We start from the raw sequence: 25,078 nt of genomic DNA, 5'->3' as shown, positions 1-25,078 counted from the left end.
CGAGGACATCAGTCAAATGACCCCACGTGCCTGCAGCACGCTTTTCGCCAGACACCGGGTCGCCGATAACACCGCCTCCACTTGTCGATCCATCTGCACAGTTGAGGACGCGATTGCTCCAAGTTCGACAACGCGCAACGGGTGACCGCAGACGGATCCCAGCCAAGTCATACCGGGATCCGTGCCCATTTCGACATCCAGTAAAAAGCTTCCGTGGGAGACCGAGCGCAACAGTTGGCTGGCATGGCACACGTAGCCCCCAGCAGAGGGCTGCGGGCTGGACCCGTCCCGCAACCAGTCGGCCCTCAACGCCGCGGCTTGCTTGACGGCCAAATAAGCTACCTGGTCCCACTCATCAATAGCCACGTGCAGCCTGTCGATCATGTATTGGGGCAATGTGGCGCTGGTCACGATCACCACAGCGACATCCGCCGAAGGCGCCTTGATCCAGACTGCAAATTGCGTGATCCCATGCATGGCGATACTCCCGGCGGTTTGGTAGGAGCAGCTTGGTCATCAGCCGTTGCGAAACAGGAAGCTGTAGGCATTCAGTGCAGGCACCCCGCCCAAGTGCGCATAAAGCACCTTCGAGCCTTCGGGGAACTCACCCTGGCGGACCATTTCAATCATCCCGTGCATGGACTTCCCTTCGTACACCGGATCGGTCAGCACGCCTTCCAGGCTCCCGCATAGACGAATGGCTTCCAGCGTGCCTTCGTTGGGCAATCCGTATTCCGGGTAGGCGAAGCGTGTATCGAGCACGACGTCGTCTTCGGTGATCTCACGCCCCAGTTCCACCAGCTCGGCAGTGTGCCGGGCGATACGCAGGATCTGTGCCTTGGTTTTCTCTGGCTTGGCCGAGGCATCAATGCCGATAACGTTCTTCGAGCGGCCGTCTGCGGCGAAACCGACGATCATGCCGGCCTGGGTACTGCCGGTCACGGAGCAGACCACGATGTAGTCGAACGTGAACCCCAGTTGTTTTTCCTGCTCGCGCACTTCCTCGGCAAAGCCGACGAACCCAAGGCCGCCGTAGGGATGTTCGGAACAACCCGCCGGTATCGGGAATGGCTTGCCACCCCGCTCCAGCACATCGTTCATGGCCTTCTCCCAACTGGGCCGAATACCGATGTCGAACCCGGCGGCGTCCAGTCGGACGTCCGCCCCCATGATGCGGGACATCTCGATATTGCCGACCCGGTCATACACGGCATCGCTGTAGTTCACCCAGTTTTCCTGCACCAACACACACTTCATGCCCAGGTGAGCGGCAACGGCGGCCACTTGGCGGGTCTGGTTCGACTGGATGCCGCCGATGGAAACCAGGGTATCGCAGCCCTGCTCGATCGCTTCGGGAATCAAATATTCGAGCTTGCGCGTTTTGTTCCCGCCGAAGGCCAGGCCACTGTTGCAGTCTTCACGCTTGGCATACAACTCGACCTTGCCCCCCAGGTGTTGACTGAGGCGCTTCAAGGGCGTGATGGGCGAAGGGCCGAAGGTCAACGGATAACGTTCAAAACGATTCAAGTTCATGACTCTGCTCCTTGATTATTGGATATCCAAGCGCCAGGCCGAACGGCAAAGGTTGCATTCCAGGTTCTTTCAGGCAGGCTTCGATGAGTTCAATAGTAAGAAAATTTCTAAAAACATGTGTTGCAATCTTTTATTATTTAAAGAAACATAATTTCTTATTATAAAAATCAAACCTAATTTAATTGCGAATTAATCACCATGAACGCAATAAAAGATTCAACGCCACAGCCACTGGATCGAACCGACCGCGCTATTCTCAAGGCTCTGCAGCGAGATGCCTCCATCTCCAACGTGGCGCTGGCAGAGAAGGTGAAATTGAGTGCGCCGGCTTGCCTCAGGCGCGTCGAACGGCTCAAGCAAGCCGGCCTGATCAAGGGCATCGTCGCTCTGCTGGACACTGTAGCGCTGGATGCGGGGATGGTGGTCTTGATCGGCGTGGTGCTGGATCGCTCTACACCGCAATCTTTCGCGGCATTCGAGGCGGCCGCACAAAAAGTGTCCGGCTGCATGGAGTGCCATGTGGTGACCGGGGAGTTCGACTACTTCATGTTGTTGCGCACCAAGGACAGTAACAGTTTCAACCGGCTCCACGCGGAGCAACTGCTTTACCTGCCTGGGGTGCGCCAGATCCGATCGTTCATGGGGCTGCGCCAGGTCTTGTCGACCACCCACATTCCTCTTTGACGCTCCAACACAGGTTGCGCCCGGTTAAACTGCCGGCCTGATCCACTTTTTGCATAAGAGAACCGCCATGTCCCACCTCGACTACACCCCCGACCTCGACCCCGATTCCATCTCCTCTGACGTCATCGGCTTCAACGGCATCCTGGTCTCCACGCAGATCCCGGTGCGCGCTGATGGCAGCCTGGAACTGGGCGATATCACTGCGCAAAGCGAATGCACCCTGCAAGCCCTGAAGGTGGCCCTTGAGCGTGCCGGCAGCACCATGGACCGGGTCATGCACCTGACGATCTACCTCACCGACATGGCCGACCGCGCCGCTTTCAACGAGGTGTACAAGCGTTTCTTCGCCAAACCCTGGCCGGTCCGCGCGGCGGTTGGCGTGGCGGCGCTGGCGGTCGAAGGCATGCGGGTTGAAGTCACGGCGATGGCGGCCCAGGGATAAGTCCGGCGCACTATCAGACAAATCGCAGCTACAATGCGCACCTCAACCGTGACAAGCCTGACTAAAAAAACTATGTCCTTGCCCAAACATCATCTGGAATTGCTCAGCCCTGCCCGCGATGTCGCCATCGCGCGCGAGGCTATCCTGCACGGCGCCGACGCCGTGTACATCGGCGGCCCGAGCTTCGGTGCGCGCCACAACGCCTGCAACGACGTGAGCGAGATCGCCCAACTGGTGGAATTCGCCCGTCGCTACCACGCCCGTGTGTTCACCACCCTCAACACCATCCTGCATGACGATGAACTGGAACCGGCGCGCAAGCTGATCCACCAGTTTTACGATGCCGGCGTGGATGCGCTGATCGTCCAGGACCTGGGGGTGATGGAACTGGATATCCCGCCCATCGAGCTGCATGCCAGCACCCAGACCGACATCCGCACCCTGAACCGGGCCAAGTTCCTCGACCAGGCCGGCTTCTCCCAACTGGTGCTGGCCCGCGAGCTGAACCTTCAGGAAATCCGCGCGATTGCCGATGAGACCGATGCCGCCATCGAGTTCTTCATCCACGGCGCGTTGTGCGTGGCGTTTTCCGGGCAGTGCAATATTTCCCACGCGCAAAATGGCCGCAGCGCCAACCGTGGCGATTGCTCCCAGGCCTGCCGCCTGCCCTACACCCTCAAGGATGACCAGGGTCGCGTGGTGGCCTTTGAAAAACACCTGTTATCGATGAAAGACAACAACCAGAGCGCCAACCTGCGCGCCCTGGTGGACGCCGGCGTGCGCTCGTTCAAGATCGAGGGCCGCTACAAGGATATGGGCTATGTGAAGAACATCACTGCCTATTACCGCCAGCGCCTGGACGAGATCCTCGAAGACCGCCCGGACCTGGCCCGCGCCTCCAGCGGCCGCACCGCGCACTTCTTCCTGCCAGACCCGGAAAAGACCTTCCACCGCGGCAGCACCGACTACTTCGTCAGTGACCGCAAGATCGATATCGGCGCCTTCGACACCCCGACCTTTACCGGCCTGCCGGTAGGCGTGGTGGAAAAAGCCGGCAAGCGCGACTTGCAGGTGATCACCCACGAGCCGCTGTCCAACGGTGATGGCCTCAACGTGCTGATCAAGCGTGAAGTCGTGGGGTTTCGCGCCAATATCGCCGAGCCCAAGGGTGAGTTTGAAGAGGACGGCGAAAAGCGCTATCGCTACCGGGTCGAGCCCAACGAAATGCCGGCGGGCCTGCACCCGCTACGGCCCAATCACCCGCTCAACCGCAACCTGGACCATAACTGGCAGCAAGCATTGCTCAAGACCTCGGCCGAGCGCCGGGTTGGCGTGGCCTGGCAGGCCAGCCTGCGCGAAGACCAGCTGCAACTGACCGCCACCAGTGAAGAAGGCGTGAGCGCCAGCACCACCCTGCCCGGCCCGTTCGGCGTGGCCAACAAGCCGGAACAGGCACTGGACACCTTGCGTGACCTGCTTGGCCAACTGGGCACCACCCAGTATCACGCCACCGCCATCGAGCTGGATGCGCCGCAGGCGTACTTTATTCCCAACTCGCAACTCAAGGCCTTGCGCCGTGATGTGATCGAGGCGCTGACGGTGGCCCGTGTCGAGGCCCACCCCCGGGGTGGCCGCAAAGCCGAAACTTCGCCGCCGCCGGTGTACCCGGAGTCGCACCTGTCGTTCCTGGCCAACGTCTACAACCAGAAGGCCCGCGACTTCTACCATCGTCATGGTGTGAAGTTGATCGACGCGGCCTACGAGGCCCACGAAGAAACCGGTGAAGTGCCGGTGATGATCACCAAGCACTGCCTGCGTTTCTCCTTCAACCTGTGCCCCAAGCAGGCCAAGGGCGTGACCGGCGTGCGCACCAAGGTCGCGCCGATGCAACTGATTCACGGCGATGAAGTACTGACCCTGAAATTCGACTGCAAGCCGTGCGAAATGCATGTGGTGGGCAAGATCAAGGGGCATATCCTCGACCTGCCGTTGCCGGGCAGCGGTGTGCAGCAGCAGGTTGTGGGGCATATCAGCCCGGCGGACCTGCTCAAGACCATCCCGCGCGCGCCGCACTAAGGCCTTGACGATAGAGCGCGGAGATACTTGCCGCGCTCTTCGGTGAGTAATCATCAATATCGCTATAGCCATATCAACGCCTGATCATGCGTTTTAATGCAACAATCACCTGCCAAATCAAAACCGCGAAAACCACATAAAATATCAGGCTAATAAACTCCATTCCTGTTCGCAAAAACTGTTTGAACGGAATCACGCTAGAAGCGATTTCATTCAAAACCTCTGTAAATGCAGCAATAAATTCGTTAGCTGGCGGGTATATCTTATAAAGCATATTGCTTTGCTGGCCTTTACACAGGGCATAGAACGATAATGCAAAAACAAAAATCCACATTACCGGCAACAAATAGCTTTGCCCAAAATCGGAGGCCCGATGATTTATGGCATAAATCAATCTATCTGCCGTAAACCGACTGCGTAAAAATTCATGCTTACGACGCTTCATTTCCAATGCAAAGAATTTATTTGCTTCAATGTGTGCCCCATGACTGTCCAAGGCATGTTTTATCATCCTGAAAGTCTCTCTTGGAGTCTCCGCAAAGCTAACAAAAACGCGATGAAAATTCGGCTGCTCAATTGTATTTATTTTTTCAAGGTCCAGTCCTTCGTTAAACCTTGCACCTCTAAAGCTCGCAAACTCCAAAAAAGTCACATAAATGAAACACGCCAATCCAATGCCTATTTCAGGCGTTATGCTGCGCCGCCGAGGACCAGGCAACACACCGAAATGACACTCTTCAAAACCGACAAACGTATCAAATATACTTTTCCTTAATGTAAACCTACGAATGGACGAAGCATAAAAATCAGAGATTTTCTTAAAATTGCAGTTATCAAATATTAGTCGATCTACAGAATTCTGTTTAAATTCAAACTTTCCTTGAAATACACATGACGTCAAGTACGCGTACGCCATTTTTTGACTATTTATATAAAAACCATTCTGAAAAATGCAGTTTTCGACCTTTAGCCTGGAAAGACTTGATGGGTATCTAGGGTCACCATCAACAAAGTAGCCTTGCAGCTCAGCGTTCTCAAACCTCACCCTCCCGAAGAACTTACAATCTGAAAAAAGCGAATGCCGGATGATCAGCCTTTCCTTCCTTTCATCACTACCACAGCTGACATTCCCACGAAAAACACATCTTTGATAAAGACAATCGTCATAGGCCTTATCCTTTCTCAAATTCATATCCAATACATCATAATTGCTAATAAATTCGCAATCAAAAAAGGATACCTTGGGTTTTTTTAACTCAATGCGCCCAACCAGAAATGAGCATTGGGTAAAGCGTAAACGCCCTACACACTCAAGGATAGAGAATATTTTTTCGCCCTCCTCACCCGGAGGAAAGACAATGTAAAACAGATGAAGCTCTTTTTTGCTCAATAGACGCAACACTTCAATACTGGCTTTTACTTTTCCTCGTACATCCAGTGCGAGCGAGTCAGGCTCCAGATTAAAAAAATCTTCAATATATAAAAGCAGCAGCTTGGCAAAATCATTATGCCGAGAGAACTCGGTATTTTTTACCTCAGATAAAACCCTTTCAGAATCAAAAAGATGATACATAATTCAACATCCTGTAACGTTCAAAATAACGCTCCATATTTCAAGTTTAAAAAGGTGCTCATAGCGCACCGGTGCAGGTGCAGTTGAACAGCTTGCTCTATCATTAAGGCAAAATGCTATTAGACCGCCACCACCAACCCCGCTGCAACCCCGCCGCGGCCAGCAGAATCGCCGCAACCCCCAGCCACTGTACCCAGCCCAAGCGATGCCCGTAGGCCATCCAGTCAACCAGGATCGCCGCAATCGGGTAGATAAAGGACAGCGCCCCGGTCAAGGCCGTCGGCAGCTTTTGAATCGCGCCATAGAGCAGCACATACATCAATCCCGTATGCACCACGCCCAGTGTCAACAGCACCGCCCAGGCATCGACGGGCGCCGACAGGCTGTGCCATGACACCAACGGCACCAGCAGCACCGCACCGGTACTTACTTGGATCAGCGCCAGCAGATGGGGCGGCACGGCCTTCAGGCGCTTGATAATCAACGCAGCGACGGCATACAACAAGGCTGCGCCTGATGCCTGCGCCACACCCCATAGGTACTGAGCCCCGCCGGCCTGCTGCTCGCCATGGGCGGTGACAATCGCGAGCATGCCGACGAAGGCCACGCTCAACCAGGCCAGCTTCTGCACGGTGATTTTCTCGCCCAGAAACAGCGCCGCGAGCAGCACCAGCATAAAGGGTTGAACGTTATAGACGGCGGTGCTGATCGCAATCGACGCCTTGGCATAGGAGGCAAACAGCAACAGCCAGTTACCGACGATCGCCACGCCACTCAACATGGCCCAGCCAAGTGTCGAGCCGTTCAACCAAGTGCTACGCAAATACCCTAGCCACCAGCACACTAGCAACAGGGTCAAGGCGCCGATGACGCAACGCCAGAACACCACTTCGATGACCGGCACGCCAGACACCAGTACAAACCAGCCAATGGTGCCGGAGATCAGCATGGCGCCGACCATTTCCCACGACCCGCGACGTATGGATGTGTCCATGATTAAGCTCCTCGAATGAGGCTAAATTATGGCAATCTGCATCAATCCGCCTCCAGCGCCTGAAAAAGGCCGAAGGTGGTTACTGCCTATTCTTTTTAGGCAAAACAGCAGGTTTCCCTAAGGAGCCAAGGATGATTGACATTATCGACCAACAACTGATCGCCGCCCTGATGGACGACTCGCGCTGCTCGCTCAAGACCCTGGCGGGTATTACTGGTCTGTCCTCGCCCAGCGTTGGCGAACGCTTGAGGCGCCTGGAGGAGCGCGGGGTGCTCAAGGGCTATACCGTGGACATCGACCCGAAACACTTTGGCTATTTGCTGCAAGCCATCGTGCGCATCCGCCCCCTGCCCGGCCAATTGCAGGAAGTGGAGCGGCAGATCCAGGCGATCCCGGAGTTTACCGAGTGCGACAAGGTCACCGGCGACGACTGCTTTATCGCACGGCTGCACGTACGCACCATGGACCAGCTGGACACCTTGCTTGACCGTCTCAACGCCTATGCCGAGACCAACACCGCCATCGTCAAGAAAACCCCGCTCAAGCGTCGGTTACCGCCATTGGATGGCGCTTAGATCCGGGGGGCTTCGTTGCCCGAAGTCTCTGCTGATCAAGGCTCACGCCCCGGGGTTGTCCACCTGGATATAAAATGCAAACACCGCCAGCAGCATCCAGAACACCGTGAACAACCACGGTGTGCGCACCGAGAACAGCAATGACTTGCGATAGCCCTTGTGCGACGACTCGGTCTCGCAGAACAGCGGCGATTCATCGTAGGCCAGGCCCATCACCGGCTCACTGCGCAACAATTCGCTCTGCTTGAAGTGCCAGTGATCAATGATGTCGTAGGCCGCCCGGATGCCCGGCCAGGCATTGAGCGAACTGAACACGCCCAGCATCGCCAGCAGCAGTGGCACCACCAGGGTAAACAGCTTGCCCCACTCGGGGTTGAGGTTGCCCATACACGACACAAAGGCGATCACCAAAAACGACTGCGCCGTCAGGTAGGCATCGGTGCGGTTGGCGAGGATGGTGGTTTCGTACTGGATTTCCCGGCGGTAGAAATCCAGCCGGTCCTTGGGTGAGCCGAAGATCTTGGCATTGTGTTCGCTGTGGTCGGTCAGCGCCGACTCCGGGCTTTGCGGGGAGATGATCCTGGGCACAATCGGTGATCCTTACGGTGCGTAATCCCGTTAGAAGAGCCGGTGGTGCGCGAAGTTCAGGCCAATCACCCGCACCGTTATGGCGCCAATACTGCACCGTTCGCGCACCGCACTTGTGCAGGCCGGCCCAGTAACAGGCTGACATACCGTGTAACCCCTATAAACGCGGTTCCGGCACAGCCATTGCTTTACTCCTGTAACCGCCTGCCTGCCCAGGTGAACACAGGAGCAACTGTTACCCCCCGACTCAGAGCCGACTCCAAAAGAAAGTAAGGACCCGGTCCGTTGGCGCCAAAAGCCACGGGCTTATAACAATGCGTTTTCTAAAGCGGCAGTGCCTGTCGCGTTTGCCCAGGCATTGACAAGGTAATTGGAATGGCTCGATCTTTCTTTGATGAAATGCATGACGCACAGGGTGTATGCCGTGCGCACTACCAGGAATTTTCCCGCTGGCTGGCCAACACCCCGCCGGAGCTGCTGGCCCAGCGCCGCCGTGAGGCCGACCTGCTGTTCCATCGCGCCGGGATCACCTTCACCCTGTACGGTGACGAGCAAGACACCGAGCGCCTGATCCCTTTCGATATCATCCCGCGCAGCATCCCCGCCAGTGAGTGGAGCCTGATCGAACGCGGCTGTATCCAGCGGGTCAATGCGCTGAACATGTTCCTCGCCGATATCTACCACGACCAGCGCATTATCAAGGCCGGGATCATTCCCGCCGATCAAGTCCTCGGCAATGAAGGCTATCAGAAGGCCATGGTCGGCCTGGACCTGCACCGCCACATCTACTCCCACATTTCCGGCGTCGACCTGGTGCGCGATGGCGATGGCACCTACTACGTCCTCGAAGACAACCTACGCACACCCAGCGGCGTGAGCTACATGCTCGAAGACCGCAAGATGATGATGCGCCTGTTCCCGGAGGTGTTTGCCAAGCAGCGCATCGCGCCGGTGGATCACTACCCCAACCTGCTGCTCAAGACCCTGAAAAGCGCCAGCCGCCTGGACAACCCCAATGTGGTGGTGCTGACCCCGGGGCGTTTTAACAGCGCGTTTTTCGAGCACGCGTTCCTGGCCCGGGAAATGGGGGTGGAACTGGTCGAAGGGGCCGACCTGTTCGTGCACGACCTCAAGGTGTTCATGCGCACCACCGATGGCCCGAAAGCCGTGGATGTGATCTACCGGCGCATCGACGACGCCTTTCTCGACCCCCAGGCCTTCAACCCCGAATCCATGCTCGGCGTACCGGGCCTGGTGGCCGCCTACTGCGCCGGCAACGTGGTACTGGCCAATGCCATCGGCACCGGCGTGGCCGACGACAAATCCATCTACCCCTATGTGCCGCAGATGATCCGTTTCTACCTGGATGAAGAACCGGTGTTGCAAAACGTGCCGACATTCCAGTGCCGCAAGCCGGACGAACTGTCCCACGTACTGGCGCACTTGCCCGAGCTGGTGGTCAAGGAAACCCAGGGCTCTGGCGGCTACGGCATGCTGGTAGGCCCGGCCGCTTCGGCGGCGCAGATCGAGGACTTCCGCCAACGCATCAAGGCCCGGCCCCATGCCTATATCGCCCAGCCGACCCTGAGCCTGTCCACCTGCCCGACCTTTGTCGAAAACGGCATTGCCCCACGGCATATCGACCTGCGCCCGTTCGTGCTGTCGGGCAAGGAGACGCGCCTGGTGCCGGGTGGCCTGACCCGGGTGGCGCTGCGTGAAGGCTCATTGATCGTCAACTCGTCGCAAGGCGGCGGAACCAAGGACACCTGGGTGGTGGAGGGCTGAGTATGTTGAGTAGAACCGCCGCAGATCTGTATTGGATGTCGCGCTACCTGGAGCGCGCGGAAAACCTGGCGCGCATGCTGGAGGTCAGCTATTCGCTGTCGCTGATGCCACACGCTGGGCGCAGCGATGGCCTGGACGAACTGGCGATGTCGCTGCTCAGCAGTGGCACCCTGGACAGCTATCTGGAGCGCCATCAACAACTGGACGCCGAGCGCATGCTGCACTTCTTTGCCCTCGACGAAGAAAACCCCGCCAGTATCTACAACTGCCTGCGCGCCGCCCGGGGCAATGCCCATGCCGTGCGTGGGCGGATCACCGCCGACATGTGGGAAAACCTCAACGCCACCTGGCTGGAAATGCGCAGCATCGCCGCCGGCGGCCTGGCGCGCCATGGCATCAGCCACTTCTGTGACTGGGTCAAGCAGCGCTCCCACCTGTTCCGTGGCGCCACGTCCGGCACCATCATGCGCAACGATGCCTATCGTTTTATCCGCCTGGGCACCTTTGTCGAGCGTGCCGACAACACCTTGCGCCTGCTGGATGCGCGTTATGAAATGTTTGGTGAAGAGTCCGAAGAAGTCAGCGACCTGTCCGCCCGTGGCTACTACCAGTGGAGCGCCCTGCTGCGGGCCTTGTCGTCATTCGAGGCCTACACCGAGCTGTACCCCAATGCGCTGAATGCACGTTCGGTGTCGGAGCTGCTGCTGTTGCGCAGCGATGTGCCGCGTTCGTTGCATGCGTGTGTCGAGGAGTTGAGCCATATTCTCGCCGACCTGCCGGGCAGCTACGGCCGCACGGCCCAGCGCCTGGCGGCGGAGTTTGAAGCGCGGCTGCGCTACACCGGTATCGACGAGATCCTCGAAGAAGGCCTGCACAGCCGGCTGACCGAGTTTATCGACACCGTGCGCGAACTGGCGCGGGCGATCCACAGCTCGTACCTGGAGGTGGTGTAAGCCCCCGTCTCCCCTGTGGGAGCGGGCAAGGAGCAAATATCTCAGGTCACCGACCACCAGCGCGGCAGCAACGGCCGCACGTTGGGTTCGGCAAAGCGGTCATCGATCAGCATCACCACCCCCTGGTCCTGCTGGGTGCGAATCACCCGGCCGGCCGCCTGCACCACTTTCTGGATCCCGGGATACAGGTAGGTGTAGTCATACCCCGCACCGAAGATCGCGCCCATGCGCAGCTTCATCTGCTCGTTGACCGGATTGAGCTGCGCCAGGCCCAGGGTGGCGATAAAGGCCCCGATCAGGCGCGCGCCGGGCAAATCGATACCCTCGCCGAACGCCCCGCCCAGCACCGCAAACCCCACGCCCTGGCTGTGCTGGGTGAACTGCTCAAGGAAGGCCTGGCGCTCGGCCTCGGTCATGCCCCGTGATTGATGCCAGGTGGGAATCGACGGATGTCGTTCGGCCAGCAGTTGGGCCACTTGCTGCTGGTAATCGAAGCTGCTGAAAAACGCCAGGTAGTTGCCCGGCGCACGCTCAAACTGCTCGGCGATCAACGCGACAATAGGCGCCAGGGACGCCTGGCGATGCACAAAGCGCGTGGAGATGCGGTCGATGATGCGCACCTGCAACTGCGCGGCCTCAAAGGGCGATTCTACGTCGACCCACGCGGTGTCCGCCGGCAGGCCCAGCAGGTCGGCATAGTAGTGCCGGGGGCTCAGGGTCGCGGAAAACAGCACGCTGCTGCGGGCCGCCGTCAAGCGGGGGCGGATAAATTCGGCCGGCACCACATTGCGCAGGCTCAAACGCGAGAAGCGGCGCTTGGCCAGCGGGGCGCGCTGGCTGATATCAAAAATAAACTGTTCGTTGAACAGCTCCGCCACCTTGGCAAACTGCAAGGCCTCGAAGTAAAAGCCTTGCAGCTCGCCCGTAAGTGCCTGCGGGTGATCGTTGAAATACTCGCCCATGGCGCGGGTGCACAGGGCCAGGGCCTGCAACAGCTTGTCCGGTTTGCTGGCATAGGCCTGGTATGCCGTGACCTGCTCCTTGTGCAGCGCATTCCACTCGCGGTTGAGCCGCTGCAACGGCTTTTGCAACGGTTCGGGGGCGGTGTCGCGCAAGGTCTTCAGGGCAAATTGATCAAGGTCAGCGCTGTACATTGCCCGGCCCCGCTCCACCAGGTTATGGGCTTCGTCCACCAGCACCGCGACCCGCCACTGGTTAAGTTGGGCCAGGCCAAACAGCAGCGCGCCAAAGTCGAAGTAATAGTTGTAGTCGGCGACCACCATGTCGCACCAGCGCGCCATTTCCTGGCTCAGGTAATAGGGGCACACCCCATGGGCCAGCGCCACTTCGCGCAGGTTGCGCTGGTCCAGCAGGCGGACCTTGGCCGCCGCTTCGCGCGCAGCCGGCAGGCGATCATAAAAGCCTTTGGCCAATGGGCACGAATCACCGTGACAGGCTTTGTCCAGGTGCTCGCAGGCCTTGTCCCGCGCCACCAGCTCCAGCACGCGCAATGGCAGGTCGGCGCTGGCGTGCAGCACCTGCACCGCATCCAGCGCCAGTTGGCGGCCAGGGGTCTTGGCCGTCAGAAAGTACAGCTTGTCCAACTGCTGCGGCGCCAGGGCCTTGAGCATCGGGAACACCGTGCCAATGGTTTTACCGATCCCCGTGGGCGCCTGCGCCATCAGGCAGCGCCCGGTACTGACGGCCTTGTACACCGATTCGGCGAGGCTGCGCTGGCCCAGGCGAAAGCCCGCGTGGGGAAAGGCCAGGGCCGTGGCGGCGGCATCGCGGGCCTGGCGCTGTTGCGCCTGCTGCTCGGCCCAGCCGAGAAACAACGCACATTGCCGCTTGAAGAACCGCTCCAGCTCATCTGCGGGGCACACCTGGCTGATCACGGTTTCGCGTTCGCTGACAATATCGAAATACACCAGCGCCAGGCCTATTTGCGACAGGCCCAGCTGGCTGCACATCAGCCAGCCGTAGACCTTGGCCTGGGCCCAGTGCAGTTGCCGGTGGTTGGCCGGTTGGGCATCCAGGTCGCCACGGTAGGTCTTGACCTCTTCCAGCACCGTGCGATCCGGGTCATAACCATCGGCACGGCCGCGCACGGTCAGTTGTTGGTAGTGCCCTTCCAGGGCTACTTCGCTCTGGTAGTTCGTGCTGCGGCGGGAGGCCACGGTACGATGGCCGAGCATGCCTTCCTGGGCACTGGGCGACGGCGTAAACCGCAGGTCGAGGTCACCGACCTTGGCCGTGAACTCGCACAAGGCCCGTACGGCGACGGTGTAGCTCAAGCGCCCTGCTCCGCCCAGCGCACATAACAGACGGTGACCGGCATCTGGTGCTCCGCACAGAACGCCAGCCAGCGCAGTTGGTTGTCCTGCAGGCGATCACCGGGGCCTTTGACTTCGATCATGCGGTAGGTTTTTTGCGCCGGCCAGAACTGGATCAGGTCCGGCATCCCGGCACGATTGGCGCGGATATCCAGCAACAGCCGGTCGAACCAGTGCCGCAGGTGCGCGGCGGGCAGGCAATCGAGGGCCTGGTCCAGCAGTGCTTCGCTCAACCCATTCCAGAACACAAAGGGCGACTGGATCCCCCATTTTTCGGCGTAGCGCTGGCGGATCGTGGTTTTGTAGCGCTGGTCGTGCAATTGCTCCAGGCAGGCGGCAAACAACTCGGCACGGCGCTGCGGGAAGTCCTCGCTGTGCAAATCCACCGGCCCGCGCTGGAACGGGTGGAAGAACGAACCGGGCAACGGCGCGAAGATCGCCGGCCAGCACAGCAGCCCGAACAGCGAGTTGATCAGGGTGTTCTCGACGTAGTGCACCGGCCCAGCGTCATCCCCCAGGTGCGCCTGCACGCACAGCTCCACAGCGGTCACGGGCTGTGGGAATGGCAGTTCCAGGTCCAGGCGCTGGATCAGCGGGGGCTTGGCCTTGGGCTGCACCGGCTCGCCCAGCTTGCGCCGCAACCGGGGCAAAACCCGCAACAGGTGCTGCTGCTCGGCCGCGCTTTGCGGGGCGGCCTGGGCCTCCAGGGCCAGGCCCAGCGCCTGGGCGAAATCCTCCTGGCGTTCCAGCACCCGAATCAGCCGTGCGCGAGCGCCGGGGTAGGCGCAATCGCGGTAGATCACCTCGGCCAGGTCCAGTTCGGCAAGCCGTTCACAGTGCAGGCCGACCTGGAGCAGCAGCTTGGCCCGGCGCTTTTCCAGCCAGGGGTTATCGGTGTTCAACGTGGCAATCTGCGCCAGCACCTCCTCCAGCGGTTCACCGGCCTCGAAGGCCTGCTGGCATTGGTGCAGGAACAGCAGGCCATGCACATCGTCACGATGGCGCAGGCCACGGGACTCGGCGCAAAACTCGACCTTCTCGTAGGTGTAGATCCCCAGGTCCGCCAACACAAACTCCGACCAGTCCTGGTGCAGATTGCCGAAGAACATCAGGCGCAGGCGATCACACAGGTCCATTACCGTGAGGCTGTACAGCCGGTCCTCCAGGTGCGGGCACCACTGGGCAAATGTCTGCGGCTCGGTAAATTGGCTCGATAAGCCGGGCAGCCAATCGGATTTCTTGCCCCTGGGCTGCTCGATCCAGGGCTTGAACGCCTGCAGCACCTCGCCTTTTTGCAACTGCCCCCACACCTCGTCCAGCGACAACAGGCCCTGCTCGCTGACCCAACCCTGTTCCAGCAGTGGCCGCACGGCAGCCTCGGCCGCGCCGATCTCGACGTAGTTGAGCTTGCTGGCCCGAAAATGTACGCCCTTGCGCATGACCATGCGCACCAGCAGCGCCTGGGCCGGCTGCGGCACCTGGGCGAACTGCGTCATAAAGCGCTGCTCTTGCGCATCGAGCACATCGGCATAGCGCTGCCCCAGCCAGTCGAGCACTTGCTGGAAGTTATGCAGGTAGTAAAACGGGTCTTCGAGGGGATTGGACATGACAGGCACTTGGATAACTACTGGTTATGCATACAGATTGCCGTTGCCAGGCCCGCGTTGCAATCGCTAATAGATCAGTGGCGCACGCAACTTTTTGCATAAAAATGATCAGATGGGGGTGGATCCGCGTAACATTTGATGCCCCCAGCCGTTGAGCACGGGGTTTTCGCAGAATGAGAGTAAGGGTTATGAACATGAAGAACTGGGGCCTGCCGCTGGCTGTATTGACGTTTCTGGCATTGGCCGGCTGCTCGACGCCGACCGTCGTGACCTTGCAGAACGGTACTCAGTACCTGACCACTGACACGCCGAATGCCAAGACGCCGGATGGTTTCTACGAATTCACCGATATCGCCGGCAAGCGCGTGCGGGTCAAGGCGGCGGATGTCGCGACCGTACGCAAGGAAGATTGAGCGATGACCTGCAGGAGCCGGCCTGGCGGCTCCTGCAGATTATTTCAGGCGATAACCAGCGCCTCCGCCGACAGGCTGCCAAGCCCTACCCCCACCAACGTCACCGAATTATCGCCGAACGTCAGCAGCGTATCGCTGCCCACCGCCTTGGCATGGTCGAGGTAGTTGTACTGCCCGTTCACCCCCGCTACCCCCATGAACACCAGCTTGTCCGTCGACTGGAAGCCCAGGATCCGGTCCTGGCCAAAGTCGCCGTCGAACAGGAAGGTATTGCGCCCGCCGCCCGCTTCCAGCAGATCATTGCCGGCCCCGCCCACCAGGACATCATTGCCTTTGCCGCCGATCAGGTGGTCATTGCCGTCCAGGCCAAACAACCACTGCCCGCCATCGCCGGCCTTGAGCGCATTGGCGCCGGCATCGCCCTTGAGCGACGCGGCGTAGGCCGTCAGGTCGCGGCCCGCCAGCAGGCCCTGGTCGGTCACGCTGTGGGTCACGTCCTTGCTGAACAGCAACAGATAGCTTTCCTTGCTCACTATCGCGCCCATATCGCGAGTCATGCTGATGCCACCTTGGCCGTCGCGGATGTACAGGGTGCCTGCGCCATCGTTGGCCACCTCAACGTTTTTCAGCGACTGCTGCAAGTCCAGGGTATTGAACCCCTTGCCGCCCAGCAGGATGTTGTAGCCACCGCCATCACGGAAGGTATCGTTGCCGGCCCGGCCTTCCAGGTAGTCATTGCCCCGGCCGCCCTGGATCAGGTCATTGCCGTCGCTGCCGATAATAAACGTACTGCCCTTGTGGGCTTCGGCGTTGCGGTTGAGGTCCTGGACCCAGGTAGTGGCGCGAGCCGGGTCGGACAGGTTGGCGACGATGATCGTCGAATCACGGCTGGTCAGGTCATAGAACGACGATTCAAGGATACGGCCCATGCCATCGCCATAGCCCGTGGGTAAATGGGAGATCCACGTCGGCAGGTTGAGGATGGAAAACGGCAGGATGTTCCACAGCGTCGAGGCGTAGTGGTCGTTGAAGCTGACGATATTATCGGCGCTGGAGGCATGGGGTTGGTCGTGCACCCCAAGGGACGACAGGTTGAACGAGGAGCCATCGAGGGCTCGATAAACCGGGTCGTTTTCATAGCCGATGTTCAGCACCTTGTCGCCGCTGCTCTGGGTCGGCGAGGCATAGGCCACGTAGTTGGCGTCCTGGTAGAACCCTGCCCAGGTGGTGTTGCTCAAGTCCGCCATGCTGTTGACTGCCAGGCCACCGAGGCTATGGCCGCTGACCAGCACATCCTGGCCGCTCAGCCCCTGTGCGCTGGCATACGCGGCGACTTTGCCCAGCAGGGTGCCAAACGCTTGGCCCGCGTAGTTTTTTGCATAGTCCGCAGGGCCGAAAGCAGCCAGCAGGTCGTTGACCACATCGCCAATGGAGTCGAGGATCAGATTCTCCCTGGGCCCTGAAGTGCCACGGAAGGCGATGCCGATTTCCTGCAGTTTGCCGGCGTCGTCATATTTACCCAGGACTTCCACCTGGGCACTGGTATAGCCAGCCTTCTCACCAAAAAATGTACCCCGCGCATCGACCTTGCCACCGTAGTCGAGGGTGCTGGCGCTGATGGGGGTCCAGCCGGCCTTTTGCACGGCGTCGAGGGCGGCCTTTTCCGAGTCGGGGTTCCACGGGATGCCGGGAATCACGCCTTGGGCGTCGGTGCTGCCAATCAATGCCTGTACCAGGGTGGCCGGCAAGCCCAGGCCGAAGCCGTTTTGCTGATAACCCACGGCAAAGCCGTTATCCAGGTTGTGGTAGGAATACAACGTGATCGCCATGGCATCGGCGAACAGTGCCTTGGAGTCCTCGGTGGTGAGGTTTTTGTAGTCATAGACACCCATGGTATTGCCTCTCTTTTGTTGGAATTGTCGAGAAAGCCAAAACAGTTGGAATGCTGTTGCTGTGGGAGCGACCCGACAGGCCCGCTCCCACACATTTGGAGCTTCAGCGTTTAAAAGGCCCAGTCGAGGCTCAAGCCCACGCCGTGGATTTTCTCCTTGCTGGCCAGCAGGCCGTTGTAGTCAAAGTTCACCCGCGCGTCCTTGGTCAGCGCCAGGCTGGCCCGTGCGCCCACCAGGGCGGCATCGCGCACCATCGGCGAGCTTTCCACGGCAAACGCGGTGCCGCCCGAGGCAAACGCCAGGTGGCGCTCGGAATCGGTGGCGCTGAGGTTGTGCTGCCAGCCCAGGGTGCCGGAAACGTCCAGGGCTTGATGGTCGGTGAGGTTGAAGGTCTTCAAGGCGCGCACGCCGAGGGTGCTGAGCACCAGGTCGCGGGTGTCATCGCCGCCCTTGAGCGCTGCGGCGTCGCCTTTCTCGCTGAACCCATCGCTGTCCAGGTGCACATAGGCCAGGTTGGCGAACGGCTCCAGCGCCAGCGCTTGCAGGTTCAGGCGGTAAGCCGCTTCGCTGAAGAGCTGGGTGCTGCGGGCATCGATCTTGGCTTTCTGCTTGCCGGCGACTTCGCCGTATTGCAGATCGCGCTTCACATCGGCGCGATGCCAGCTGTAGGTCGCGCCGCCGCTCAAGCGCCAGGCGCCGATTTCGTGGCCGGCATAGGCGCCAAAGTGGTAGCTGTCCACCGAGGCCCGCGAATGGGTGCCATCGCCCATGTTCAGCGAGGTATCGCTGTAGCCGGCGACCAGGCCCAGGCGCGTGTCTTCGTCCAGCGCACCGTCCACACCCGCCAGCAGGCCGCCGATGGAGGTGGTGTAGCCAGCCGTATCGCTGGCGCTGTCGGTTTTACCCCAGGCGCCAAGGGCCTTGACCCAGACGTTGCCGCGCGTGTCGATGGTTTGTGGCGAGGTGCCCATTTCCCCCTGTTGCAGGCGCTCGCCCACCGCTTCACGCAGGTAGCGATTGTCGTTGACTAGCGCAGTTTCCAGGGCCGGGTAGATTTCCCCCGACAACTGTTGGAACGCCCCTTGCGCCGAGGCCGCACTCGGTGCCAGCAGCAGGCTTTCATACACCCCGTTACCCGCGCCCAATTGCTCGGTGGCGGCCGCCACGGCGCGCTGGTTATCGGTCGCGGCGACGCTGGCGAAGCTGTTGGCCGTGCGCGCCACATCCAGCTGCACACCGTTGGCGCCATAGTTCAGGTTGCCACCGACAAACAGGTAATTGGGCAGGACCGAGGCGAAACTGCCGGTAATGCCCCCGGCCGCCTGCAGGATGTTGTACTGGCGCCCGATCAGGCTTTGCGCTTCAGGCTGGCTGAGCAAGGTCGGGCTGTTTTCCAGGGCCAGGGTCACGGTGCCGCCGTTGAGGGTCGCCTTGCCACCGGCGACGATGCGGTCGCTGCTGGTGTTGGACAGCTCTACCGCATAGGTGGAACCGGCGTCGAAGTTGACATCCCCGGCCACATTCAAGGTGCCGATGGAGTTGCCTGGCGCCACCGTACCGCCGCTTTGTGCGGTCAGCGCACCGATGCTGCCGGAACCGCCCAATACCCCGCGATTACTTACCGTGACCGCCGAGGTCAATGAACCATTGACCGCCAACAGGCCTTGATTGACCAGGGTTGGCCCGCTGTAGGTGTTATTGCCGGTGAGCACCAGCGTCCCGATGCCCTGCTTGGTCAGGCCGCCGTGACCGGCGATATCGTTGCTCCACACATCCCGCCCGCAGTGCACATCGGTGCACAGGCGCTGGGTGGGTTTGCCCGCGTCGACCACCGCCCCAACCCCCGGCAAGTCTGCGACAAACTGGCCGCTGCCATAGCCGCCGTCGATGCGAAACTCGGCCGGGATATCCTCGGCGGTGATAAACATCCCAGGCCCGTTGACGGCCTTGCCCAGGTTGATCATGCCCCAGCCGTACAGCGAGTCGATACCCGCAGCGCCCAGGTCGGTGGCGGTGGTCTTGAGCAGTGTGGAGATCTGCTCGCCGTTCATATACGCGAAACGCTCCATCAACACAGCAGCGGCGCCTGCCACATGGGGCGCGGCCATGGACGTGCCGTTCTTGTTGTTCCAGCCCAGGGTCATGTCTTCGACGGTGGTGCCGACCATCACCGCACTGTAAATCGCCGTGCCCGGTGCCGACACGCAGAGGCTCGCGGCATAACCGCAGCGTGAGGAAAAGGTACTGATCACATAGGGGTTGGGGCTATTGGCGTCCGGGTTGCGCTGCAACGCCGCCACCGACAGCCAATTGGGCGCGATCTCGGGCACAAAGTACGCCAGGCCGGAAATCGCATCGGGGTTGTTCAGGTTGTAGTCGTTGCCAGCGGCAAAGATCGTCAGCACCCCGCTGCGCGCTGCATTGATCGCGCCCGAATAGGCACCGCCTGCGGCCGTGCCCAACAACGGTTTGATCTGGTCGAACTGGGCTTGGGCTTGGCTGAGGCCAAAATGCGGGAACGCCGGATCCTTGCCGCCCTTGGCATACTGGTCGCCAATGCCAATGCCCCAGCTGTTGTTGATGATGCGCGCACCATTGGCCACCAGGCTGTCCCAGCCGGCCTGGTACACCGCGCCGTCGTTACCGAGGATGATCCCGTCTTCGGGGCCTGGGTCGCCGTTCTCGGCGCTGAGGATCTGGGCATCATAGGCCACGCCATGCATCGGCCCGCCGTTGCGATCGCCTGCGGCAGTGCCGCCGACATGGGTGCCGTGATCGCCGATTTTGCCGTTGGAGCCCTTGGACGGTGTACCGTCATAGCGAAACGCATCGCCGGCCTTCACCGGGATATACGGGTCGGTGTATTGGCGGATCCCTTCGGTGACCAGAGTCTGCACCTTGCCGGGGCTGGAGAACTCCGGGTGCAGGGCGTACACCGGCTGGTCGAAGATCCCCAGCTTCACCCCCTTGCCGCTGTAGCCGGCGGCATAGGCCACATCGGCGTTGATCGCCCCCAGGCCCCAGTCGGCCTTGAATTCAGTGCTGCGCCAACTGGCAACATCCCCCAGCTTGCCGGTTTCCACGTAGGGTGCGGCCTGGGCGGTTCCCAGGCTGGCCAGGCAACACAGCAACGCGCCATATGGCACGCGGCTCAGGGCCTTGAGCGGGTAGCCCGGGCCTGTTGGGATGGCGGAGTGAAACCCTCGTTGTTTTACGTTCACGGTGACCTTCCTTAGTTTTGTTGCGTTTGTTGTTCTTTTTGTTGGCGTCGACTCAGAACTGCCAGTCGAGGCTCAGGCCCACGCCTTGGTTCTTTTCCTTTGAACCCAGTTGCCCGTTGTAATCGAGGTTGACCCGTGTGGCCTGGCTCAGCGCCAGGCTGGCCTTCAAGCCCACCAACGCCGCATCGCGCTGCAACGGGGTGCTGCGCACGGCAAACGACGGGCCGCCCGCAACAAAGGCCAGGTGTTCCTCGGACTCCACTGGCGACAGGCTGTGCTGCCAGCCCAGGGAACCGGAAAGCTCCAGTTGCTGGTGCTCATTGAGGGGCAGGTTTTTCAGGGCGCGCAGGCCCAGGGTGCTGAGGGTGGCGTCACGGCGGTCGCTGCCACGCTGCAACGCCGCGCCATCGCCTGTTTCGTGGAAGCGTTCGCTGTCCAGGTGCACATAGGCCAGGTTGGCGAAAGGCTCCAGGGCCACGGCTTGCAGGTTCAGGCGGTAGGCGGCCTCGGTGAACACCTGCATGCTGCGGGCATCCAGCTTGGCTTTTTGCTTGGCGCTGACTTGGCCGTATTGCAGGTCGCGCTGCACATCGCCGCGATGCCAGCTGTAGGCGCCGCCCGCGCTGATGCGCCAGTGACCCAATTCACGCCCGGCATAAGTGCCCAGGTGGTAGCTGTCGACATCCGCCGATGAGTGCGTGCCATCGCCCATGTTCAGCGAGCTGTTGCTGTAGCCCGCCAGCACGCCGACGCGGGTCTGGTCGTCCCACTGGCCATCGACACCGGCCAGCATGCCGCCGACGGAACGGGTGGAACCGGCATATTCGCTGCGGCTGTCGGCCTTGCCCCAGGCACCGAGGGCCTTGACCCAGAGGTTGCTTTCGCCCGTGGCGGGCACATGGCGCAGGCGCTCACCGACGGCATCGCGCACATGCCGGCTGTCATTGATCAACAGCGCGCCAACCGCCGGGTAGATCTCGCCAGACAGCTGCTGGAAGGCCTGGCGGGCCACCCCTGCAGAGTCGCTACCCAGCACGCTTTCATACACCGGGTTGCCGGCGCCCAGTTGCTCGGCCGCGGCGGCCACGGCGCGCTGGTTGCGCGTTGCCGCGACGCTGGCAAAGCTCGCGTCATTGCGCGCGATAGCCAGTTGCACGCCGTTGGCCGCGTAGTCGAGGTTGCCGCCAAGGAACAGGTAGTTGGGCAGTACCGCGCCAAAGCTGCCGGTGATCCCGCCCGCCGCTTGCAGGATGTTGTACTGGCGGCCAAGCAGGCTTTGCGCCTGGGGCTGGCTGAGCAGGCTCGGGCTGTTTTCCAGGGCCAGGGTCACCGTGCCGCCGTTGAGGGTGGCCTTGCCGCCCGCGACGATACGGTCGCTGCTGGCGTTCGACAGCTCCACCGCATAGGTGGAACCGGCGTCAAAGCGCACATCCCCGGCCACGTTCAAGGTGCCGATGGAATTGCCCGGCGCGACCAGGCTGCCGCTATTGGCCTGCAATGCGCCGATGCGCCCGGAGCCGCCCAAGGTGCCACCGGCATTCACCGTGACCGCCGAGGTCAGCGAGCCATCGACCTTCAACACGCCGCCATTGACTGTGGTCGGGCCGCGATAAGTGCTGTCGCCGCTGAGCACCAGGCTGCCGGCGCCGGACTTGATCAGGCTGCCCTGGTAAATACGCTGGGCCGCCGCCGCATCCCGGGCCATGCCCACCGCATAGTCGGTCTGCTCCTGCTGGCTGGCACCGGCGCCGAGCCCCTGTTCCCAGCCCTTGTCCTTGAGGGTCTGCTGCCAGGCCAGGTGCTCGGCAGTGTCTTCGGCCTGGCGCTGCAGCAGCGCCTGGTCGGAGATGCCATTGCTCCACACATCGCCCTGCCCGGCCGCCAGGTTGACGTCCATGGCCCCCAGCAACTGCCCCGGGCCATGCATCGCCCGGCCGAGATCCGGCACGCCCCAGCCAACCTTGGCGGTCGGCGCGACGGTCAGTGAACCGTCCAGCTGCGTGGCCGTCGTCAGCAACACCTGCAAGGCCTGCTCGTTGTTCAAGTATGGATAGCGCTCCATCACCAGCGCCAGGGCGCCCGTGGCATGGGGCGCCGACATCGAGGTGCCGGACTTCACGGCATAGCCGCCGCCGGGAATGGTGCTGTCAATCAGCGCACCAGGGGTGGAAATGCACCAGTACTTGGCGATGCCGCACTGGTTGTATCTCTGGTTATTGGCCTTGTCCAGGCCCGACACCGCCAGCCAATGGCCCTCCAGCTCCGGCTCGAAATACGGCAAGGCCGAACGGACGCTGGCATTGGCATAGCCGCTGTTGCCGGCGCTGAACACATTGATCACCCCGGCCCGGGCCACATCGGCGGCCGCGTCCAGCCAGGTGCCCTGGTTGAAGTGTTGCGCGTAGGCCGCGTGCAGGCCGGCCAGGGTCTGGTAGCTGACATCCTTGGGCTGGCTGCCCCAACTGTTATTGATCGCACGCACCCCGGAATCGACCATGGCGGTGTACACCGCCTTGAAATACCTGGGGTCGGGCGTCGGGCCAAACAGGAAGCTGTCATTGGCGTTGGTGTTGCCCACATACAGTTGCGCGTTATACGCCACGCCATGCATCCCCGCGCCGTCACGCGCAGCGGCCATGGTGCCGGTGACGTGGGTGCCGTGGGAATCGTTGTTAGGGTTCAGCGCGCCAGTGGTGGAAAACGGGCTGCCATCCCCATAAGTGCCGCTGGCGGTCACCGGGTGGAAGCGCTGCGGGGAGGCCTCCGGGTGGCTGGTATCGAAGCCCGAGTCCAGCGCGCCGATCTTCACCCCGGCCCCGCTGATCCCCGCGGCATAGGCCTGATCGGCTTGCATGCGCCCCAGGCCCCAATCCCTTTGATACTCCGCCGAGCGCCAACTGGCGGGGTCGCCCAGCTTGCCGGTTTCCACATAGGGCGCAGCCTGGACGGTGCCCAGGCTGGCCAGCCCACACAACATGGCGCAGTGATAGCCTCGGTGTTTTGCGTTCACGGATCCTTCCTCTTTTTATTGTGTTTGTTACCCCCCTGTAGGTGCTGGCGCCTACAGGGTCAGCGTTGGGCCGGGCCGAAGGCTTCATCGACCTTGGCCAGGTCGGTGTCACGCAAGTTGCCCGCGTAGTAATGCAATTTGGTCCAGGCCATCAGGTAGTCGTAACGGGCCTGGGCCAGGTCGCGACGGGTGCTGTACAGCTGCTGTTCGGCGTTGAGAGCGTCGAGGTTGACGCGCTCGCCGCCGAGGATGCTTTGCTTGGTCGACACCACCAGCGCTTCGGCAGAGGCCAGGGCCTTTTGATAGGCGCGCAGCTTGCTCACCCCCGACAGGCAGGCGCTGAACTGGCGCCGCAGTTCGATCAGGGTCTCGCGGGTCTTGCCCTCCAGTTCATACTCGGCCTGTTCCATGGAACGACTGGCCTGGCGGGTAGAGGCCGATACGCCGCCCCCGGCATACAGCGGCACACTGACTTCAATGCCGATGGTGTTGGTGTCGTAGCGCTGGTTGTAGGTGTTGCCGCTCTCAGATTCCTGCTTGCGCGAACTGGCGTACGCGCTGATGCGCGGCAAGTGCCCGGCACGGTTGCGCTCCACCTCGTAGCGCGCCACTTCCACGGCCTGGCGCTGGGAGGCCAGGCTCGGGTTGTTGGTCAACGCCAGTTCATGCCAGCTGTCGTAGTTGGCCGGTGTCAGGGTGAAGGCGGCAAAGTCCTGGTTCAGGGGGACCAGGTCAGCGATATTGACGCTCTGCACACCGAGCAACGCCCCCAGTTCGCGCAGGGACGCATCCTGCTCGTCGAGGGCCTGGATCTCTTCGGCGGTGGCCAGCTCATAGCGGGATTCGGCCTCCAGAATGTCGGTGCGGGTGCCCTCGCCTCGCTGGAACAAATGCTGGTTCTGCTGGAACTGTTGCTCGAAGGCCTTCTTCTTCGCCCGGGCGATATCGATCTGGTCCTGGGCGAACAGGGCCTGGGTGTAATAGGTCAGCACCCGGACCAACAGCGCCTGGCTCTTGTCGCGAAAGTTCTCGTCGGCAAACAGCGCCTGGGCCACGCCCTTGCGGTAGTTGGCATAGGCTTCGTAGTCGAACAGCGGCTGTTGCAGGGTGAAGGTCGAGCCGTAGCTGTTGTAGTTGCGGTCGTCGCGGTAGGTCCCGCCACGGTTGTCGGGCAAGGTGGCCTGGGAGTTGTTGCGGCCCTTGTTGTAGTTGTAGGACAGCCGGGGCAACAGGCCGGCGCGGCCGATGGTACGGTTTTCCAGGCCGGCGTCACGTTCCTTGATCGCGCCAAGGAACACCGGATCGTTACGCAGGGCCTGTTCATACACATCGAACGGGCCCATGGCAGCCTGGGCACTGCTGCAGGCGAGGAACAAGGCGATGAACACAGGCTTCATGC

The 25,078-nt window shown here is 61.1% G+C and carries 18 protein-coding genes; 7 read left to right on the top strand and 11 right to left on the bottom strand.

Annotation, left to right across the window (positions count from 1 at the left end; genetic code table 11):
- Positions 1-12: 12 nt before the first annotated feature.
- Together AO268_RS29085 and AO268_RS29080 are read right to left on the bottom strand one after the other, a co-directional pair.
- Entirely contained in the window at positions 13-477 is a 465-nt protein-coding gene (locus tag AO268_RS29085; RefSeq protein WP_076960951.1) for a transketolase, read from the bottom strand.
- A 39-nt stretch (positions 478-516) separates the two neighbouring features.
- Positions 517-1,533 carry a 1-aminocyclopropane-1-carboxylate deaminase gene (locus tag AO268_RS29080; RefSeq protein ID WP_099170652.1) on the bottom strand — a complete coding sequence of 339 codons (1,017 nt, stop codon included), beginning with the start codon at positions 1,531-1,533 and terminating at the stop codon, positions 517-519.
- Between the two features lie 198 nt (positions 1,534-1,731).
- On the opposite strand from AO268_RS29080, the gene AO268_RS29075 reads away from it, so the two are divergent.
- From AO268_RS29075 to AO268_RS29065, 3 genes are all read left to right on the top strand, one after another.
- Positions 1,732-2,217, top strand: a complete 486-nt coding sequence (locus tag AO268_RS29075) for an Lrp/AsnC family transcriptional regulator (RefSeq protein WP_099170651.1) — start codon at positions 1,732-1,734, stop codon at positions 2,215-2,217.
- 67 nt (positions 2,218-2,284) lie between these two features.
- On the top strand, positions 2,285-2,659 hold the full coding sequence (locus AO268_RS29070) for a RidA family protein (RefSeq protein WP_076960948.1): 375 nt from the start codon (positions 2,285-2,287) through the stop codon (positions 2,657-2,659).
- 72 nt (positions 2,660-2,731) lie between these two features.
- Positions 2,732-4,735 (top strand): peptidase U32 family protein, encoded by a 2,004-nt coding sequence (locus AO268_RS29065; RefSeq protein ID WP_099170650.1) that lies wholly within the window; start codon positions 2,732-2,734, stop codon positions 4,733-4,735.
- A gap of 73 nt (positions 4,736-4,808) precedes the next feature.
- Here the strand turns inward: AO268_RS29065 and AO268_RS29060 are convergent, their stop codons facing one another.
- Positions 4,809-6,308 carry a hypothetical protein gene (locus tag AO268_RS29060; RefSeq protein WP_076960946.1) on the bottom strand — a complete coding sequence of 500 codons (1,500 nt, stop codon included), beginning with the start codon at positions 6,306-6,308 and terminating at the stop codon, positions 4,809-4,811.
- A 103-nt stretch (positions 6,309-6,411) separates the two neighbouring features.
- Entirely contained in the window at positions 6,412-7,302 is an 891-nt protein-coding gene (locus AO268_RS29055; protein WP_076960945.1) for a DMT family transporter, read from the bottom strand.
- A gap of 131 nt (positions 7,303-7,433) precedes the next feature.
- Between AO268_RS29055 and AO268_RS29050 the strand changes: the two genes are divergently transcribed.
- Positions 7,434-7,877 carry an Lrp/AsnC family transcriptional regulator gene (locus AO268_RS29050; protein WP_076960944.1) on the top strand — a complete coding sequence of 148 codons (444 nt, stop codon included), beginning with the start codon at positions 7,434-7,436 and terminating at the stop codon, positions 7,875-7,877.
- A gap of 42 nt (positions 7,878-7,919) precedes the next feature.
- Here the strand turns inward: AO268_RS29050 and AO268_RS29045 are convergent, their stop codons facing one another.
- A complete protein-coding gene (locus AO268_RS29045; RefSeq protein ID WP_076960943.1) occupies positions 7,920-8,465 on the bottom strand; it encodes a hypothetical protein in 546 nt (181 codons plus the stop codon).
- A 375-nt stretch (positions 8,466-8,840) separates the two neighbouring features.
- Between AO268_RS29045 and AO268_RS29040 the strand changes: the two genes are divergently transcribed.
- Together AO268_RS29040 and AO268_RS29035 are read left to right on the top strand one after the other, a co-directional pair.
- Positions 8,841-10,250 (top strand): circularly permuted type 2 ATP-grasp protein, encoded by a 1,410-nt coding sequence (locus AO268_RS29040; RefSeq protein WP_099170649.1) that lies wholly within the window; start codon positions 8,841-8,843, stop codon positions 10,248-10,250.
- Positions 10,251-10,252: 2 nt separating this feature from the next.
- Positions 10,253-11,203 (top strand): alpha-E domain-containing protein, encoded by a 951-nt coding sequence (locus tag AO268_RS29035; protein ID WP_076960941.1) that lies wholly within the window; start codon positions 10,253-10,255, stop codon positions 11,201-11,203.
- Between the two features lie 41 nt (positions 11,204-11,244).
- Here AO268_RS29035 and AO268_RS29030 read toward each other — a convergent pair whose 3' ends face one another.
- Both AO268_RS29030 and AO268_RS29025 read right to left on the bottom strand, forming a co-directional pair.
- Entirely contained in the window at positions 11,245-13,497 is a 2,253-nt protein-coding gene (locus AO268_RS29030; protein ID WP_099170648.1) for an ATP-dependent DNA helicase, read from the bottom strand.
- Positions 13,494-15,143, bottom strand: coding sequence for a VRR-NUC domain-containing protein (locus AO268_RS29025; protein WP_099170647.1), 1,650 nt, complete (start codon positions 15,141-15,143; stop codon positions 13,494-13,496). Before AO268_RS29025 ends, AO268_RS29030 begins: the two co-directional genes overlap by 4 nt.
- 188 nt (positions 15,144-15,331) lie before the next feature.
- Between AO268_RS29025 and AO268_RS29020 the strand changes: the two genes are divergently transcribed.
- Positions 15,332-15,556 carry a YgdI/YgdR family lipoprotein gene (locus AO268_RS29020; protein WP_076960938.1) on the top strand — a complete coding sequence of 75 codons (225 nt, stop codon included), beginning with the start codon at positions 15,332-15,334 and terminating at the stop codon, positions 15,554-15,556.
- Positions 15,557-15,600: 44 nt separating this feature from the next.
- Here AO268_RS29020 and AO268_RS29015 read toward each other — a convergent pair whose 3' ends face one another.
- The 4 genes from AO268_RS29015 to AO268_RS29000 all read right to left on the bottom strand — a co-directional run bounded on the left by AO268_RS29015 (position 15,601) and on the right by AO268_RS29000 (position 25,076).
- Positions 15,601-17,448 carry a polyurethane esterase gene (locus AO268_RS29015; RefSeq protein WP_076960937.1) on the bottom strand — a complete coding sequence of 616 codons (1,848 nt, stop codon included), beginning with the start codon at positions 17,446-17,448 and terminating at the stop codon, positions 15,601-15,603.
- 110 nt (positions 17,449-17,558) lie between these two features.
- Positions 17,559-20,636 carry an autotransporter outer membrane beta-barrel domain-containing protein gene (locus AO268_RS29010; protein ID WP_373562159.1) on the bottom strand — a complete coding sequence of 1,026 codons (3,078 nt, stop codon included), beginning with the start codon at positions 20,634-20,636 and terminating at the stop codon, positions 17,559-17,561.
- Between the two features lie 85 nt (positions 20,637-20,721).
- Complete coding sequence (eprS, locus tag AO268_RS29005) at positions 20,722-23,646, bottom strand: autotransporter serine peptidase EprS (RefSeq protein ID WP_099170645.1); 2,925 nt, start codon at positions 23,644-23,646, stop codon at positions 20,722-20,724.
- Between the two features lie 92 nt (positions 23,647-23,738).
- Positions 23,739-25,076, bottom strand: coding sequence for a TolC family outer membrane protein (locus tag AO268_RS29000; RefSeq protein WP_099170644.1), 1,338 nt, complete (start codon positions 25,074-25,076; stop codon positions 23,739-23,741).
- Positions 25,077-25,078: the final 2 nt, after the last annotated feature.

Origin of the sequence: Pseudomonas sp. ICMP 8385 (genome assembly GCF_002699915.1) — a bacterium.
GTDB lineage: Bacteria > Pseudomonadota > Gammaproteobacteria > Pseudomonadales > Pseudomonadaceae > Aquipseudomonas > Aquipseudomonas gessardii.
The sequence above is the reverse complement of the archived record's forward strand: the minus strand, read 5'-3'. Positions and strand labels throughout refer to the sequence as shown.